At 75.8% G+C, this 16,505-nt stretch carries 13 protein-coding genes; 3 read left to right on the plus strand and 10 right to left on the minus strand.

From position 1 onward, the window contains the following. Positions 1-58: 58 nt before the first annotated feature. Together ectB and ectA are read right to left on the minus strand one after the other, a co-directional pair. A complete protein-coding gene (ectB, locus tag J116_RS22320; RefSeq protein WP_023589305.1) occupies positions 59-1,453 on the minus strand; it encodes a diaminobutyrate--2-oxoglutarate transaminase in 1,395 nt (464 codons plus the stop codon). 146 nt (positions 1,454-1,599) lie between these two features. Beyond that, the gene (gene ectA / locus J116_RS22325) at positions 1,600-2,139 is read right to left on the minus strand and encodes a diaminobutyrate acetyltransferase (protein WP_051203590.1); all 540 of its coding nucleotides are present in this window, start codon (positions 2,137-2,139) and stop codon (positions 1,600-1,602) included. A 575-nt stretch (positions 2,140-2,714) separates the two neighbouring features. Here ectA and J116_RS22330 point away from each other — a divergent pair. Continuing rightward, the gene (locus J116_RS22330) at positions 2,715-3,665 is read left to right on the plus strand and encodes a LysR family transcriptional regulator (protein ID WP_079147935.1); all 951 of its coding nucleotides are present in this window, start codon (positions 2,715-2,717) and stop codon (positions 3,663-3,665) included. A gap of 85 nt (positions 3,666-3,750) precedes the next feature. On the opposite strand, the gene J116_RS22335 is transcribed toward J116_RS22330, so the two are convergent. Continuing rightward, positions 3,751-4,860 (minus strand): pyridoxal-phosphate-dependent aminotransferase family protein, encoded by a 1,110-nt coding sequence (locus tag J116_RS22335; RefSeq protein ID WP_037948165.1) that lies wholly within the window; start codon positions 4,858-4,860, stop codon positions 3,751-3,753. Between the two features lie 122 nt (positions 4,861-4,982). On the opposite strand from J116_RS22335, the gene J116_RS22340 reads away from it, so the two are divergent. Continuing rightward, positions 4,983-6,083 (plus strand): amidohydrolase family protein, encoded by a 1,101-nt coding sequence (locus J116_RS22340; RefSeq protein WP_028964406.1) that lies wholly within the window; start codon positions 4,983-4,985, stop codon positions 6,081-6,083. Between the two features lie 84 nt (positions 6,084-6,167). Here the strand turns inward: J116_RS22340 and J116_RS22345 are convergent, their stop codons facing one another. After that, positions 6,168-6,767 (minus strand): GNAT family N-acetyltransferase, encoded by a 600-nt coding sequence (locus J116_RS22345; protein WP_023589310.1) that lies wholly within the window; start codon positions 6,765-6,767, stop codon positions 6,168-6,170. After that, positions 6,764-8,815, minus strand: coding sequence for a penicillin acylase family protein (locus J116_RS22350; protein ID WP_023589311.1), 2,052 nt, complete (start codon positions 8,813-8,815; stop codon positions 6,764-6,766). Before J116_RS22350 ends, J116_RS22345 begins: the two co-directional genes overlap by 4 nt. Before the next feature lie 242 nt (positions 8,816-9,057). Here J116_RS22350 and J116_RS29965 point away from each other — a divergent pair, with 242 nt between their 5' ends. Then, positions 9,058-10,053, plus strand: a complete 996-nt coding sequence (locus J116_RS29965) for an SCO1860 family LAETG-anchored protein (protein WP_023589312.1) — start codon at positions 9,058-9,060, stop codon at positions 10,051-10,053. 245 nt (positions 10,054-10,298) lie between these two features. On the opposite strand, the gene cobC is transcribed toward J116_RS29965, so the two are convergent. Genes cobC through J116_RS22380 form a run of 5 tightly spaced genes read right to left on the minus strand, consistent with a single transcriptional unit; the run spans position 10,299 to position 16,389 of the window. Then, on the minus strand, positions 10,299-11,408 hold the full coding sequence (gene cobC / locus J116_RS22360) for an Rv2231c family pyridoxal phosphate-dependent protein CobC (RefSeq protein WP_023589313.1): 1,110 nt from the start codon (positions 11,406-11,408) through the stop codon (positions 10,299-10,301). Positions 11,409-11,442: 34 nt separating this feature from the next. Further along, positions 11,443-12,252 (minus strand): cobalamin biosynthesis protein, encoded by an 810-nt coding sequence (locus tag J116_RS31540; RefSeq protein ID WP_023589314.1) that lies wholly within the window; start codon positions 12,250-12,252, stop codon positions 11,443-11,445. Further along, positions 12,249-13,700, minus strand: a complete 1,452-nt coding sequence (locus tag J116_RS22370) for a cobyrinate a,c-diamide synthase (protein ID WP_023589315.1) — start codon at positions 13,698-13,700, stop codon at positions 12,249-12,251. Before J116_RS22370 ends, J116_RS31540 begins: the two co-directional genes overlap by 4 nt. Continuing rightward, entirely contained in the window at positions 13,694-14,302 is a 609-nt protein-coding gene (gene cobO, locus J116_RS22375; RefSeq protein WP_023589316.1) for a cob(I)yrinic acid a,c-diamide adenosyltransferase, read from the minus strand. Before cobO ends, J116_RS22370 begins: the two co-directional genes overlap by 7 nt. Continuing rightward, positions 14,302-16,389, minus strand: a complete 2,088-nt coding sequence (locus J116_RS22380) for a putative cobaltochelatase (RefSeq protein WP_023589317.1) — start codon at positions 16,387-16,389, stop codon at positions 14,302-14,304. The genes cobO and J116_RS22380 overlap by 1 nt, the downstream gene beginning before the upstream one ends. Positions 16,390-16,505 lie beyond the last annotated feature (116 nt).

Genomic DNA, 16,505 nt, shown 5'->3' on the forward strand with positions numbered 1-16,505 from the left:
CGCAGTCTTCGGCAGTCTTCGGTGGTTTGTCTGATGTCCGTACGGCGGTGTCCCGCGCTCAGGCCGGGCGCGCCGCCGTCTCGCGTACCGCGCGGGCCAGCGTGCGCAGGCCCTCGTCCAGTTCGTCGGCCGTGACGGTCAACGGCGGCAGCAGCTTCACGACCTCGCTCTCCGGGCCCGACGTCTCCAGCAGCAGGCCCAGGTCGAACGCCCGCTTGCAGATCCGCGACGCCCGCTCCTTCTCCGCGAACTCCAGGCCCCACACGAGGCCCCGGCCCCGGTAGTGGGCGCCGTCCGCGGAGTTCTCGTCGCAGATGGTCAGCAGCGCCTGCTCGACCTGCTCGCCGCGGGCCAGGGTCTGCCGCTCCAGGCCGGTGTCCGCCCAGTACGCGCCGAGCGCCGCCGTCGCGGTGACGAACGCCGGGTTGTTGCCGCGGAACGTGCCGTTGTGCTCGCCCGGACCCCATACGTCCAGCTCCGGCCGGAACAGGCACAGCGACATCGGCAGCCCGTAGCCGCTGATCGACTTGGAGACGGTCACGATGTCCGGGACGATCCCGGCCTCCTCGAAGGAGAAGAACGCGCCGGTGCGGCCGCAGCCCATCTGGATGTCGTCGACGATCAGCAGCATGTCGCGGCGGCGGCACAGGTCCGCGAGCGCCCGCAGCCACTCGGGGCGGGCCACGTTGATGCCGCCCTCGCCCTGCACGGTCTCCACGATGACCGCGGCCGGGTGGTTGAGCCCGGAGCCGCTGTCCTCCAGCAGCCGCTCGAACCACAGGAAGTCCGGCACCTGCCCGTCCAGGTAGTTGTCGAACGGCATCGGCGTGCCGTGCACCAGCGGGACGCCCGCGCCGGCCCGCTTGAAGGCGTTGCCGGTCACCGCGAGCGAGCCCAGCGACATGCCGTGGAAGGCGTTGGTGAACGACACGATCGACTCGCGCCCCTTCACCTTCCGGGCCAGCTTCAGCGCCGCCTCCACGGCGTTGGTGCCGGTCGGGCCGGGGAACATCACCTTGTACGGCAGGTCCCGGGGCCGCAGCACCAGCTCGTGGAACGCCTCCAGGAACGCCCGCTTGGCCGTCGTCGCCATGTCCAGGCCGTGCGCGATGCCGTCGCGCTCCAGGTAGTCGAGCAGGGCGCGTTTCAGCACGGGGTTGTTGTGGCCGTAGTTGAGGGAGCCCGCACCGGCGAAGAAGTCCAGGTACGTGTGGCCGTCCTCGTCGGTGAGGCGGGCGCCCTGCGCGCGGTCGAACACGACGGGCCAGCCGCGGCAGTAGCTGCGCACCTCGGACTCCAGCGCCTCGAAGACGCTCAGGGCGGAGGCGGCCGTGCCGCCGTAGCCGTCGCCCCGGCCGAGGACGGTCGTGGCGGTGGATGCTGCGGCGGGGGCGGCCGATGTGGCGGGCGCGGCCGGGAAAGGGGAGGGGCCGGCGGGCGGGGTGATGGTCATGGCTGATCGCTCCTGCGGTGAGGAAGAAGTTCGTGGGACGTGCGGGAGGCGCCGGACGCACCGCGGCGGGCGGCGTCCGCGCGTGGGCGCGCGCCGCGACCGGGCGACGCCCGGGGCCGGGCCGGGCCGGTCCGGGCGCCCGGGGGTCAGGCTGTGCGTGCGGCTCCGGTGACGGGCCGGATGCGGTACAGCACCTCGGGCTCGTGGGAGGTGCCCTCCGGGAACAGCCGGCCGTCGAAGAGGACCTCGCGCTCCAGCGTGGCGCCCCGGCGCTCGGCGAACGAGGTGAACAGCCGGTCGGACGCGGTGTTGTCCGGGGTGACGGTCGTCTCCACGGTGTGGACCCCCCGGTCCGCGAGGCGTGTGGTCAGCGCCTCGAGAAGTGCGGCGGCCAGTCCCCGGCCCCGGTGCTCGCGGTCCACGGCGACCTGCCAGACGACGAGGGTGCCGGGCCGGTCGGGGCGGAGGTAGCCGGTGACGAACGCGATCGGCTCACCGTCGTCGCCGCGTGCGACGAGGGACGTGGCGGCGAAGTCGCGGCACCACAGGAGGTAGCTGTAGGAGGAGTTCAGGTCCAGCACCTCGGAGTCGCGGGCTATCCGCCAGATCGCGGCCCCGTCCTCCACTCGCGGGCTTTCGATGAATTCGTATCGGGCACGTGCAAGCTCTGCTTGTGCGGCGGTCATGTGAATTGAACTTACCCAGCAATTTCTTGGATTGCATCGGTGCGAGACCTTGGGTGGAAAGAGCTGTTGTGTTATCACGCGTGCGCGGGACGCGGAGGGAGGGGACGCGGTTGCGGGGGGTATGAGGAGATATATACGGTCAAAACGGGCGTGATGTGGAGTCCGTCACACTCCCTTGACGCACTTGACACATCGTCGGATCGGTGCGGAATCATTCTGGAAACCCTGCGTTTAGGATCACGGAAAGCGGGCAGAAGAATGCGGGGAGCTGCCCATTTGAATGCCCCGGGAATTCGCCGGGGAAATGCCCGGCTATCGGCGGCGAAAAGGTAACACGCCCCTCGCGCGGCGCCCCGTCCCCGCCCTTGTCCGCCCTTTCCCGGCCCCGCCGCCCCCGGCTCGGCGTGCCGCGCCCCGCGACCGGTTCCCCGCATCCGGCGCGCGTCGTGTGCGTACTTCGGCGCCGTTCGCCCGTACACATGGGGAAGAGACCGTCCCCGTCCGGTGGTTGAGCGCACGGAACGGACGGGTGCACGGGTGGGGCAGCGAACAGTGAGGGGCGGGTGGGCGCGGCTGTGGAACTGCGTCAGCTGGAGTACTTCGTCGCCGTGGCCGAGGAGCTCGGCCTCGGACGCGCCGCCGAACGGCTGGAGACCCCCGAAGGGGAGGTCCGGCGCCGGATCGACGGCCTGGAAAGGGAGTTGGGCCTGCGGCTGTTCGAGCCGGGGGCGCCGCCCCGGCACGTCCGGCTCACCGCCGCCGGTGAGCGTCTGCTGCCCGAGGCGCGGGCCGCGCTCGCGGCGGCCGACCGGGTGCGGCAGACGGCCGCGGGCATCGTGACCGGCATGGAGGGGCTCGTACGGCTCGGGACCAGCCGCGCCTTCGCCGACCGCGTGTACCGCGCGCTGGGCGCCCTCGCCGAACGGCGCCCCCGGCTGCGGGTGCGGCTGGAACGGGCCCCGCAGGAGGGGCGGCTCGCGGCGGTCCGCTCGGGCACGTTCGACGCGGCGCTCGTACGGACGGTGCGGCGCGCCGAGGGGATCGCGCTGTACCCGGTGTGGACCGAGCCGCTGCTGGCCGCCCTCCCCGCCGGGCACCCGCTCGCCGCGCCGGAGGAGCTCCACCCGGCCCGACTGGCCCGGCTCCCGCTCCGGTTGGCGCCGCGCGAGACGAACCCGGCGCTCCACGACCTGGTCACGGCGGCCGTCCCCGACTGGACGCCCGGCCCGCCGTTCACGACCCTGCGGGCCACGCTCGACGCCCTGGCCACGGCGGCCGAGCCGTCCTGGACGGTGTTCCATCCGGCGGGCCCGCTCCCGCGCGACCGCCGCCTGGCGATCCGGCCGCTCAGGGCGCCGCGCGTCCCGGTCTCCCTGGCCGTCCGGCCCGGCTGTCTCACCCCGGCGGTACGGGCCCTCCTGGAGGCCCTCACCGCCACGGCCGAACCCCCGCACACCCCGCACCCCCGGCCGCCCCTTCCGGGCCCAGCCCCGGCCGTTCACCCGGCGGAAGCCGCCTCGGGCTAGTGCCGGCGCGGGGACGGGGATGCGGCCGCGAGGGCGGCCGGGCCTCGTCCCCGGCCGTCCGCCCCCGGCCCTGTACGGGCTCCGTCTACGCCCAGGCCGCCGTGGCCGACGCCAGTGCCGCGTCCACGTCCGCCGGCCGCCCCAGGTCCGTCAGGGCCGCGCCCAGGGCCGTCAGGGAGGCCCGTACCGCCTCCGGGGTGGCCGCCGGGCCGTAGTGGTTGACGCGCACCATCTCGCGCGCCAGCGCCCCGCCGCCCGCCGCCAGCGGCACCGACGGGTCCACGGCCAGCGCCTTCGCCACCAGCTCCGCCGCGTCCACCCCGCCCGTGGTGCGCAGCGTCGTCGCGACCGGCGCCGCGTCGGCCGCCTCGTACACGTACGGCTCCAGGCCCCCGCCCAGCGCGGCCGCGCCCGCGCGGGCCGCCGCCTTGGCCGACGCGTGCCGGGCCATCAGCACCGGCAGACCGCCCTCCGCGTCCATCCGCTCCAGACACGCCTCCAGCGCCAGCATCTCCAGCTGCGCCGGGGCGTGCGGCAGCGCCCGCCGACCGGTGTCGATCCAGCGCTCCTTCCAGTCGAGGAGCGACAGGTACGAGCGGCGCGGAGCCTTCGGGTTCGCGGCGAACCGCTCCCACGCCCGCCCGCTCACCGACACGGCCGACACCCCGGCGGGGCCGCCCAGTGCCTTCTGCGCGCCGATCACGCACAGGTCCACGCCCCACGCGTCGGGCAGCAGCGGCTCGGCGCCCACCGACGCGACGGCGTCCAGGTAGAACAGCGCGCCGTGCGCCCGTACGACCTCGCCGATCTCCGCGACCGGGTTGGTGTTGCCGGTCGCCGCCTCGGCGTGGACCAGTGACACGAAGTCGGTCCCCGGGTGCGCGGCGAGCGCCCGCTCCACGTCCTTCGCGGTCACCGCCGTGTGGAACGGCACCTCCAGGTCGATCACGGTCGCCCCGCAGTCGCGCAGCCAGTCGCCGAAGGTCTGCCCGTACGGGCCCGTGACGATGTTCAGCGCCGTCGAGCCGGGCCGCGCACCGCTGCGGATGCACCCCTCCAGCGGCAGCAGCGCCTCGCCCTGGGTGATCACCACGTCCTGCTCGGTGGCGAGGAGGGCGGCCACCCGGCGCTCGATGGCGGCGAAGCGGTCCGCGGTCAGCGGGGGAAGGTCCAGGAGGGGGTGCGGGTGGTTCACGTCGGTCGCTCTCTTCACGTCTCGTCGGCGCCCGTCTGTCCGGAAACGGGCCACGGGTCTTCGGGATGGTGGGCCCCGGGGCGCCCCGCCGAGCGTACCCAGCCCCTCGTACAGTGCAGGACATGAGCGATCGCATGGTGGTACTGCATGTGAAGGGGCGGGTGCTCGTCGGCCCGGAGGACGTACGCGACGAACTGTGGGTCGTGGACGGCAAGGTCACCTACACCGAGCCGGCCGGCCCCCTCGCGGCCGACGTCCGCACGGTGACCGGCTGGGCGCTGCCCGGTCTGGTGGACGCGCACTGCCATGTCGGCATCGACGCGCACGGCGCCGTGGACGAGGCGACCAGCGAGAAGCAGGCCCTGACCGACCGCGACGCGGGCGCGCTGCTGCTGCGCGACGCCGGGTCGGCGGCCGACACGCGGTGGATCGACGACCGCGACGACCTGCCGAAGATCATCCGCGCGGGGCGGCACATCGCCCGCACCCGCCGCTACATCCGCAACTACGCGCACGAGATCGAGCCCGCCGACCTCGTCGCCTACGTGGCGCGGGAGGCGCGGCGGGGCGACGGCTGGGTGAAGCTCGTCGGCGACTGGATCGACCGGGACGCGGGCGACCTGACCGCCTGCTGGCCGCGCGCCGAGGTCGAGGCGGCCATCGCGGAGGCCCACCGGCTCGGCGCCCGCGTCACCGCGCACTGCTTCGCCGAGGAGTCGCTGCGCGACCTGGTGGAGGCGGGCATCGACTGCGTGGAGCACGCCACGGGGCTGACGGAGGACACGATCCCGCTGTTCGCGGAGCGCGGTGTGGCGATCGTGCCGACGCTCGTGAACATCGCGACGTTCCCGAAGCTCGCCGCCGGGGGAGAGGCGAAGTTCCCGCGCTGGGCCGACCACATGCGGCGGCTGCACGAGCGGCGGTACGACACGGTCCGCGCCGCGTACGACGCGGGCATCCCCGTCTTCGTCGGCACCGACGCGGGCGGTTCCCTCCCGCACGGCCTGGTCGCGGCCGAGGTGGCCGAGCTGGTCAAGGCGGGCATATCGCCGCTGGCCGCGCTGTCGGCGACGACCTGGGGCGCCCGCGCCTGGCTGGGGCGCCCCGCCCTGGAGGAGGGCGCCCCGGCGGACCTGGTCGTCTACGACGAGGACCCGCGCGCCGACGTCCGCGTCCTGGCGGCGCCCCGGCGGGTGATCGTCAACGGCCGCGTGGTCGTCTGAGCCGTACGGGCCGGGCAGAGCCCGCCGCCGCGAAGCCCGCCGAAGGCCCGGCGGCCCTGTGGCGGCGGGTCCGTACGGCAGGGCTCAGCGGCGGGAGCGGAACGCCAGCCGCGCCCGCTTCTCCACCAGGTGGACATCCGGGAGCACGATCTCAGGGAGGACCACCTCCGGGCCCAGCTCGAAGCCGCTGCGCGCCAGCAGCGCGACGGCCTTCTCGTTCGCCGCGTCCGGCTCCACCACGATCCGCTCGTGGGTGCTCAGGCAGTACGCGACGAGCGCCCGGAGCAGGTGGCCGGTGAAGCCGGGCTCGGGCACGGCGGCGGGCGCCAGCAGCAGGTGCACGCCGATGTCGCCGGGCCGCGCCTCGTAGCACTCGGACACCCGGTCGGCCTCCGGGTCGTACGTCTGGAACAGCGCGGCCGGCACGCCGTCGCGCAGCACCAGGTACGCGTGGTGCGTGGTCAGCGAGTCCAGGTGGGCGTAGATGTCCCGTACGTCCTCCACGCTCGCGTCCCGCATGCCCCAGAAGCGGGCGCGGTCCTCGCTCACCCAGGAGTGCAGCAGCGGAGCGTCCGCGTCCGGGTCGAGCGGGACGACGCGGACGGTGCCGAAGCCGTCCACGACCTGCTCGTACACGGCGGGGCGGGACGCGGCGCCGGGGTCCTGGGCGGTGTCGGGGGTCATGCGGGGTGCTCCTTGTCGAGCCGGTTCCAGTCGGTGATCACGGGGGCGAGTTCGCCGCGTAGCCACAGCGGCAGCTGGTCGCGCCGGTGCGGGTCGCCTGGCACGCCCGACGCGCCCAGCGGCACGATCCACAGGCTGTCCTCGCGGCGCGCCAGGTCCCACACGTAGCGGGCGGCGGGACCGCGCGCGCTGAGGTCGGTGACGCCGGGCACGCTGGACGTGGACAGCACGCAGTCGTGGTCGCCGTCCAGGCCGGGCCACGGGTCGTCGTCCCCGTCGGGCAGCGCCGCCCAGGGGGCGAGCCGGTGCGTGGCGCCCCACGGTTCGGCGGGCGGCGCGGCGGCGACCTCCTCCAGCGCGGCCCGCACGGCGTCGGCCCGGTCGGCGGGTGGCACGGGGCCGGAGGTCAGCAGGGTCTCCAGGGCGTACGCGACGCGCGGGACCAGCGCCATCCAGGGGGCGAACAGCGCCGGGTACGCCGGGACCCGCGCGAGCGGCGCGAACACCGGGTGCGCGGCCACCCGGCGTACGACCCCGGCCCGCACGGCCGCGTACAGCGCGGCGTCCACGCTGTCGGCGGCCATGCGCCGGTTCCAGCACAGCAGCCGGTCGCGCAGGGCGGCGGCGTCCGCCGACAGGCCGTCGAGGCGGGACGCGAGGGCGAGCAGCGGGCGCGCCGAGGCGAGCCGCGTGTCGGTGTGCACGGCCGCCATGTCCGGCGCCGTCCACTCCTTCGACGCCTCCAGCAGGCGGGCGATCCGGTCGGTGCGGTGCGGCGGCGCGAACTCGACGCCCAGCGGCGCCGCGAGGCCCCGCGCGTTCGCCATGACCGCGATGCCGTCGACCGGGGCGCGCGGCAGCGGCTCCTGCCGCCCCCGCCACCCGTGCGCGGGCTCCCACGCGGGGACCACCCGCAGCATGTTGTCCCGGGGCCGTACGGGGACGTGCCCGGCGACGCGGTGGAGGGTGCCGCCCTCGGTGTCGGCGGCCTGCACCACGTTCACGGGCTCGACCCAGCGGTCGAACGCCCGGTCCACGTCGGCGACGGTCCGCGCGGCGAGCAGCGCGGGCAGCGCCGCGAAGCCCAGCTCGCCCGTGACGCGCGGCGGGTAGCGCAGGCTGAGCGCGCCGCCCTCGCCGTCGTCGGGGACGATGACCGGGCCGCGCTCGGTCTCCACGACCTCGACGGCGACCGGGTCCGAGCCCTTGACCTCGATCGTCTCGGTGTGGGCGCGGGCGGGCCGCCACCCGTCGGGGCCGAGCGCCTCGGGGGCGTCGTCGGCGCGGCGGCGCAGCCGCTCGCGGTAGACGTCCTGGTAGTCGGCCATGGCGTTGGTGATGGCCCAGGCGGCCGTGCCGGTGTGGCCGAAGTGCGCCAGGCCCGGGACGCCGGGCACGGCGAGGCCCACCACGTCGTACTCGGGGCAGGCGAGACGTATCTGCTGGTACACGCCGGGCGCCTCGATGAACCGGTGCGGGTCGCCCGCGATCAGCGCGGCGCCGGTGGCGGTCCGGTCGGCGGTGACGAGCCAGCCGTTGCTGCCGGAGGTGCCGGGGCCGTCGGTCGCGAACAGCTCGGCCGCGTCGTCGCCGAGCGTCCGGGCGACGTGCTCGCGCCACAGCTTGGTCGGGAAACCGGCGAAGAGGATGTGCGTCGAGAGCCAGACCCCGAGCGGCACCCACGGCTCCCAGACGCCCGGCTTCAGACCCGCGTCGGCGAACTCCCGGCTGCGGCGGGCGCCTTCGTCCAGGCCCGCGTTGACCCCGTCCGTGTACGCCGTGACCCAGGCGCGGGTGTCGGCGTCCAGCCGGTCGAGGCAGCGCCGGGCGGTGTCGGCGAGCCGTACGCGCCGGGCGAAGACGTCCCACTCGACGGCGTCCGCTCCGAGGAACGCGGCCGTCGTGCCCTGGGCGCGGTGCCGTTCGACCTCCAGCTGCCACGCCCGGTCGCGGGCCGTGACCTGCCCCTGCGCGTAGGCGAGTTCGCGCGGATCGTCGGCGCGCAGATGCGGGATGCCCCAGGGGTCCCGGTAGACCTCGATGCTCACTCTTGTCCTGATCTCTTTAGGTAAGGCTGCCCTAACTTAAGCTACGCCCACGGGAGAAGCAATCCGGGGCAGAGGGGAATCGAATGAATGGCCGGTAACTCCCCTTTGGGGTGAACTCACTTCAGGTGCCGGTGTGTTCACCCTCCGTGCGCCAGGATTCCGGTGTCCCGGGTCGCCCCCGCACGCATGTCCCGCGAGCGGGTGTTCGGCGGCCCTTGTCCTTCCGTAGGGGTTCCACCACCGTGAACAGCACCACCGTCCGCACCACCGCCGTCATGCTCGCCGCGACCGCCGCCCTCGCCACCGGGGCGGCGCCGGCCGTGCACGCCGCGCCCGCCTCCGCGCCCGCCGCCGGAGTGCCCGCCGCCCCGGCCGCGCGGCCCGCCGCCGCGCCCCGGACGCCGACCGCCCACGCCGCCGTCCTGCGGACCGGCCTGGACGTATCCCTCCTCGACGGCGGCGTCCGCCTCCCCGTGAACGCCGTCCTCAACGAGGTGCGGGCCCCCGCGACGGCCGACAGGACCGCCCTGAGCGTCCGGCTCGACGGCGTGGACCAGGGCAGGCCCGTCCAGCTCCTGCGCGCCGACGTGGCCTCGGCGAAGGCCACCGCCGACGCGGCCCGCGCGGAGGGCTCCGTGAAGCTCGCCAAGGCCCGTGTGCACCTGCCCGGCCTGCCCTTGCTGTCCGTCGTCGAGGCGGACCAGGTCTCCGCCCGCGCGGTCTGCCCGGCCGACGCCCCGCCGACCGCCGAGGCGAACCTGCTCGGCAGCGTGACCGTCCTCGGCGAGCGCGTCACGCTCACCCCGGGCGAGCGCAGCACGGTCGCCGTGCCCGGCGTCGGCGAGGTCGTCCTCGACCTGTCGCGGCGCACCACCACGTCCACGACCGCCACCGCGACGGCCCTCGAACTGAAGGTCGCGGTGAACCCGCTGAACCTGAACGTCGCCAAGGTCTCAGGTACGGTCACCCTCGCCGAGGCGGGCTGCTCGGCGCCCGGGTCCGCCACGGCGTCCCCGGCACCCTCCGCCCCCGCCACGTCCCCGGCGGCCCCCGCCCCGGATCCGTCCACGGCCGCCCCGGACCCGTCCCCGGCCGGGGGGACGACCCCGCGCACCCCCGACGCGAACCTGGCCGAGACGGGCGGCGACTCCCGCACCCCGTACCTGGCGGGCGGGGCGGCGGCCCTCCTCGTCGCGGGAGCGGTCGCCCTGAAGCTCGCCCGCGGGTCCCGCGCGTGACGGCCCTTCGGGCGCGAGCCCGACGGGCCCGCGCCTGACACGGCCGGGTCCGCGCCTGAAGGCCCGCTACGGCGGCACCCGGGGTACGCCAGGGCGGTGCGCGAGGAACCGCCAGGGCGGTGCGCGACCGCTCGCCGGCCCCCGCCGCGCCCACCAGGGCCCGGCGGGGGCCCGTACGCCGCCCACGCCCCCGTACGCCCGCCCACGACGCGGTCAGGGCGTCCGTGGCCGCGCCCGTTCCGCGCCTACGACTGACCCGGCCGGGAGCAGCCCGCCATCACCAGGGCCTGGTCCAGGGCCTGGAGGAACCGATTCGTCGTGGCCCGGTCCCGCACGGCCAGGCGCAGCCACTGCGGCCCCAGCCCCGGGAACGTGTCACCGCGCCGCGCCGCGAACCCCAGCGACCGCAGCCGCTCCCGTACGACGTCCGCGCCCTCCACCCGGATCAGGACGAACGGCCCCTCGGCGGCCTCCACGGGGCGCACCTCGTCGAACTCCGCGAGCCCGGCCAGCAGATGGGCCCGCTCCACGGCCACCCGCCGCGCCGCCTCCTCGGCCTCCGCCAGCGCCTCGCGCGACACGCACGCCTCGGCCGCCACCAGCGCGGGCGTGGACACCGGCCACAGCGGCTGCGTCCGCTCCAGCGCGGCGACCGTGTCCGGCGCGGCCAGCACGTACCCGATCCGCAGCCCCGCGAGCCCCCAGGTCTTCGTCAGGCTCCGCAGCACCACGAGCCCCGGCACGTCCGTACGCCCCGCCAGCGCCTCCCGCTCGCCCGGCACGGCGTCCATGAACGCCTCGTCCACCACCAGGGTCCGCCCCGGCCGCGCCAGCGCCGTGACGGTCTCCGCCGGGTGCAGTACGGATGTGGGGTTCGTCGGGTTGCCGATCACCACCAGGTCGGCGTCCTCGGGCACCCGCGCGGGGTCCAGCCGGAAGCCGTCCTCCTCGCGCAGCAGCACCCGCCGCACCTGGTGCCCCGCGTCCCGCAGCGCCGCCTCCGGCTCCGTGAACTGCGGGTGCACCACGACCGGCCGCCGCACCGGCAGCGCCCGCGCCAGCAGGACGAACGCCTCCGCCGCGCCCGCCGTCAGCAGCACCCGCCGCGCAGGCAGCCCGTGCCGCTCGGCGACCGCCGCCCGCGCGGCCCGCCCGTCCGGGTACGCGGCGAGCCCCGAGAGGGACTCCACGAGGCGCTCCCGCAGCCACTCGGGCGGGGTGTTCGTACGGACGTTGACCGCGAGGTCGGTCAGCTTCTCGTCGCGGACCTCCACATCGCCGTGGTGCCGCAGGTCGTAAGCGTCCGCGTCGCGGGGGCCGGGGAACGGTCTGTCGCTGTCTGTGTGGGTATACATGGCCGCCAGCCGGGTGGGGGACAGTGGGGGGGTGTCACGGCGGGCCGACGGCGTCGGCGGCCCACCGTGTGGCGTTCGGTGGCCGGACGGGGTATCCGGCGCGGGGATCAGCGGTTCGACACGGCGCCCGTAACTCGAACACCGCGTCTCCACGGTGGTACCCCGGGGCCTCGGAAGGCAACCTCCCGTCCCCGTACGCCACCGCCACCGCGCACGTCACACGCGCCGCTCCGGAGGCGGGCTTCCGCTTCGGCACGAGGAGTTCACCCCCCGTCAGCCCGAACCGTCCGCCGAGCGCGCCACCGTCCACCAGGGCCACGGCTTCCGCCGACCCGCCGGCTTCCGCCGGAGCCACCACCTCCGCCGGAGCCACCACCTCCGCGGGAACACCGGCCTCCGCGGCCCCACCAGCCTCCCCCGACCCACCGGCCTCCGCCGACCCGTCAGCCTCCGCCGGAACACCCGCCTCCGCGGCCTCGGCCGTGACCTCCCGGGCGCCAGCCGCACTCGCCTCGCCCCCGCGCGCCACCGAGGCCAGGGCCGCGGCCTCCAGCAGCGCCGCCGCCTCCGCGACCGACGCCGTACCGGCCGCCGCCAGCGCCGCGCCCGACGGGTGGGGGACCCGGACGCGGGCCAGCGCGTCCGCCGGGTGGGCGCGCAGGGGGACACCGAGGCGGGCCGCGGCCTCCACGAGACCCGGCTCACCGGCCTTCGCCGCCACCGTCGCCAGCGCCACCACCTCCTCCGGGCCCCGGCCCGCCTCCCGCAGCACCTCCGCGACCAGGTCGCACACCTCACGCGCGGTCACCCCGCGCCGGGCGCCGACCCCGACCACCAGGCTCACGGCCGGCAGTGCTCCACGAACCGCCGCGCTACCCCGGGCAGCGCCGCCCAGTGCGTGTGCACGTAACTGGCGTGCACCCCGCCCACGACGAAGCCCTCCACGCGCCGCTCCGGCTGCCGCAGCCCCCACGCCGGGTTCGTCCCGGCGCCGGGGTCGATCACCGTACGGTGGAACTCGTGGCCCCGCAGCCGCGTCCCGGCAGCCGAGACGGGGCTGTCGCTCACCGCGACCGCGTCCCGGTAGCCCAGCGTCAGCCGCTCCGACATCCGCGCGTCCGCGTCCAGCACGCCGCACATCGGCTTGCCGTCCAGCGACCGCGCCAGGTACAGCAGGCCCGCGCACTCCGCCGCGACGGGGGCGCCCGATCGCGCCAGCGCGGCCACCGCGTCCCGCAGCGCCTCGTTGGCCGACAGCTCGGGCGCGTACACCTCGGGGAAGCCGCCGCCGATGACGAGCCCGCGCGTGCCCTCGGGCAGCTTCTCGTCCCGCAGCGGGTCGAACGCCGCCACGTCGGCGCCCGCCGCCGCCAGCAGCTCGGCGTGCTCGGCGTACGAGAACGTGAACGCCGCACCGCCGGCCACCGCCACCACCGGCCGCTCCCCGGCCCCGGCACCCAGCCGCCCGAGACCGGAAGCACCGGATCGCCCGGCCCCGGAAGCACCGGCCCCCGGCCCCCCGGCACCGGAAGCCCCGGCCACGGCCCCGGAGGAAGCATCCGCCAGCGCCGCCTCCGCCGACCACGCCCCGGCGCGCAGCGGCGGCGCCGAACGGGCCAGCGCCAGCAGCGCGTCCAGGTCGCAGCCCTCCCGCACCTGCTCCGCCTGCGCCCGTACGGCGTCCACGGCCTCCGCCCGCCGCTCGGCGACCGGGACCAGGCCCAGGTGCCGCGACGGCGTGGACACGGCTGGGGCCCGCCGCAGCACGCCCAGCACGGGCACGCCCGACTCGCCCAGCGCCTCCCGCAGCAGGTGCTCGTGCCGGTCCGTGGCGACCTTGTTGAGGATCACCCCGCCGATCCGCACCTCCGGGTCCCAGGACGCGAACCCGTGCACCAGCGCCGCCACCGACCGGGACTGGGACGACGCGTCCACGACCAGCACCACCGGCGCCCGCAGCAGCTTCGCCACCTGTGCCGTGGACGCCAGCTCGCCCTGGTCGGCGGCGCCGTCGTACAGCCCCATCACGCCCTCGACCACGGCCAGGTCGCAGCCCCGCGCGCCGTGCGCGAACAGCGGCTCCACCAGGTCCGTACCGCACATGAACGCGTCGAGGTTGCGGCCCGGGCGGCCCGTCGCCAGCGCGTGGTACCCCGGATCGATGTAGTCGGGGCCGACCTTGTGCGGCGACACCGCGAGACCACGGCCCGCGAACGCGGCCATCAGACCGGTCGCGACCGTGGTCTTGCCCGCGCCGGACGACGGCGCGGCGATGACGAGACGTGCTACCACTCGATGCCCCGCTGGCCCTTCTGACCGGCGTCCATCGGGTGCTTCACCTTGGACATGTCGGTGACCAGGTCCGCGAAGTCCATCAGCTCCTGCGGGGCGTTGCGGCCGGTGATGACGACATGCTGCTGTCCGGGCCGGTCGCGCAGCACCTCGATCACCTCGGCCGTGTCGATCCAGCCCCAGTGCAGCAGATAGGCGAACTCGTCCAGCACGTAGAAGCGGTACGTCTCCGCCGCCAGGTCCCGCTTGACCTGCTCCCAGCCCTGCCGGGCCTTCTCCTCGTGCGACAGCTCGCCCTCGGCGGGCTCGCGCTGGATCCACGACCAGCCCTCGCCCATCTTGTGCCAGGTGACGGGGCCGCCCTTGCCGGTCTCGCCGAGCGCCTTGAGGGCGTTCTCCTCGCCGACCTTCCACTTCGCCGACTTGACGAACTGGAACACCCCGACCGGCCAGCCCTGGTTCCAGGCGCGCAGCGCCATCCCGAAGGCGGCGGTCGACTTGCCCTTGCCCACGCCCGTGTGGACCATCACCAGCGGGCGGTTGCGGCGCTGGCGGGTCGTGAGACCGTCGTCCGGAACGACGGTCGGCTGTCCCTGCGGCACTATGCGGCCCTCCTCGTAGTACGAACATCCTTGACCAGACCGGCGATCGCGTCCGCGCGCAGCTCGTCGAGCGTCACGGCCGTACCGCCCAGATCACGCGCGAGCTCCGCCGCGAGACCCAGCCGCACCGGTCCGGTCTCGCAGTCCACGACGACCGACGCCGTGCCCTCCGCCGCGTGCAGCCCCGCCGCCCGCGCGGCCAGCCTCAGCGGCTCCGGCCCGCCGGTCGCCCGCCCGTCCGTGACCACCACGAGCAGCGGCCGCCGCGCGGGGTCGCGCAGCCGCTCCACCCGCAGCACGTCATGTGCCTTCAGCAGGCCCGCCGCCAGCGGCGTACGGCCCCCGGTCGGCAGCCGCTCCAGCCGGGCGGCCGCCGCGTCCACCGACGACGTGGGCGGCAGCACCAGCTCCGCGTCCCGCCCCCGGAACGTCACCAAACCCACCTTGTCCCGCCGCTGGTACGCGTCGAGCAGCAGCGACAGCACGGCGCCCTTCACCGCGCCCATCCGCTGCCGCGCCGCCATCGACCCCGACGCGTCCACCACGAACAGCACCAGGTTCCCCTCGCGCCCCTCCCGCACCGCCTGGCGCAGGTCGTCGCGGTGGACGACCAGGCCCGCGCCCGACCGGCCGCGCGCCCGCTGGTGCGGGGCGGCCGCCTGCACGGTCGCCGCCAGGTGCAGCTTCGTCAGCGCGCCCCGGGGCCGACGCGCGCCGGTGGTGCGCCCGTGCTCGGTACGCGCGCGGGAGCGGCGCCCGGCGGCTCCGTCGCCGACTCCGGGAACGGTGAGCACCTTCGTACGGAACGGCTCGGCCGCCCCGACCGGCGACTGCTCGCGGGCCGGGCCCGTGCCCGGAGCGGGCGCGGGGCCCGCGGCGGGGGAGGGCTCCGCCTCCGGCCGGTCACCGGACGGCTCCTGCGCGGCGGACTCCGCCTCGGGGCCGGGCGCCTGCGGCGGAACGCCCCCGCCGCCACCGCCTCCGTCCGGACCGCCGTCGCCGGGACCGCCCCCGTCGCCGTCCGGGCCGTCGTCACCGGGGCCCTCCGGGTCCGGCTCGGGCTCGTCGTCCCCGCCGCCGAACTCCTCCAGCGTCTCGTCCAGTTTGTCCTCGTCCAGTCCCGGCGCGTCGAACGGGGAGCGCCGCCGCCGGTGCGGCAGCGCCAGCAGCGCCGCCTGCCGTACGTCCTCGACCGTCACGTCCGTGCGCCCCGCCCACGCGGCGAGCGCCGTCGCCGTACGGGCCATCACGATGTCCGCGCGCATGCCGTCCACCTCGAACGCCGCGCACGTCGCCGCGATCTGCCGCAGCGCGTCGTCACCGAGCCGCACCCGCGGCAGCAGCGCCCGCGCGGCCACGATCCGCTCGCGCAGCGCGGCCTCCTCGCCGGCCCAGCGCGCCGCGAAGCCCGCCGGGTCGTCGTCGTACGCCAGGCGCCGCCGCACCACCTCGACCCGCTGCTCCGGGTCCCGCGACGCGGCCACCTCCACGGTGAGCCCGAACCGGTCCAGCAACTGCGGGCGCAGCTCGCCCTCTTCCGGGTTCATCGTCCCGACGAGCAGGAACCGCGCGGCGTGCCGTACGGAGACGCCCTCGCGCTCGACGTGGGAGGCGCCCATGGCGGCGGCGTCCAGCAGGAGGTCGACGAGGTGGTCGTGCAGCAGGTTGACCTCGTCGACGTACAGGATGCCCCGGTGCGCCCGCGCGAGCAGCCCGGGCTCGAACGCCTTCACGCCCTCGGACAGGGCCCGTTCGATGTCCAGCGCCCCGACGAGCCGGTCCTCGGACGCGCCGACGGGCAGTTCGACCAGCCGCGTCGGACGCGGGACACCGGGCGCGGACTCGTGCGGCCCGTCGGGGCACTCCGGGTCGGGAGCCTCGGGCGCGCAGGAGAAGCGGCAGCCGGGGACGACGTCCATGGCGGGCAGCAGCGCGGCGAGGGAACGCACCAGCGTGGACTTGGCGGTGCCCTTCTCACCCCGGACGAGCACCCCGCCGATGCCCGGCGACACGGCGTTGAGCAGCAGGCTCAGCCGCATGTCGTCCATGCCGACGACCGCGGTGAACGGATAGGGAACCGAGGCCATTAACGGGCACCCCTTTCGAGGGAACTGCTGCGGGTGGGCACGTCTGTGGAGCCGGGCACATGTACGGGGCCGGGCACGTCTGCGGAGCTGAGCACGTCTGCGCGGCCGGGGCCGGA

Source organism: Streptomyces thermolilacinus SPC6 (genome assembly GCF_000478605.2).
Lineage (GTDB): Bacteria > Actinomycetota > Actinomycetes > Streptomycetales > Streptomycetaceae > Streptomyces > Streptomyces thermolilacinus.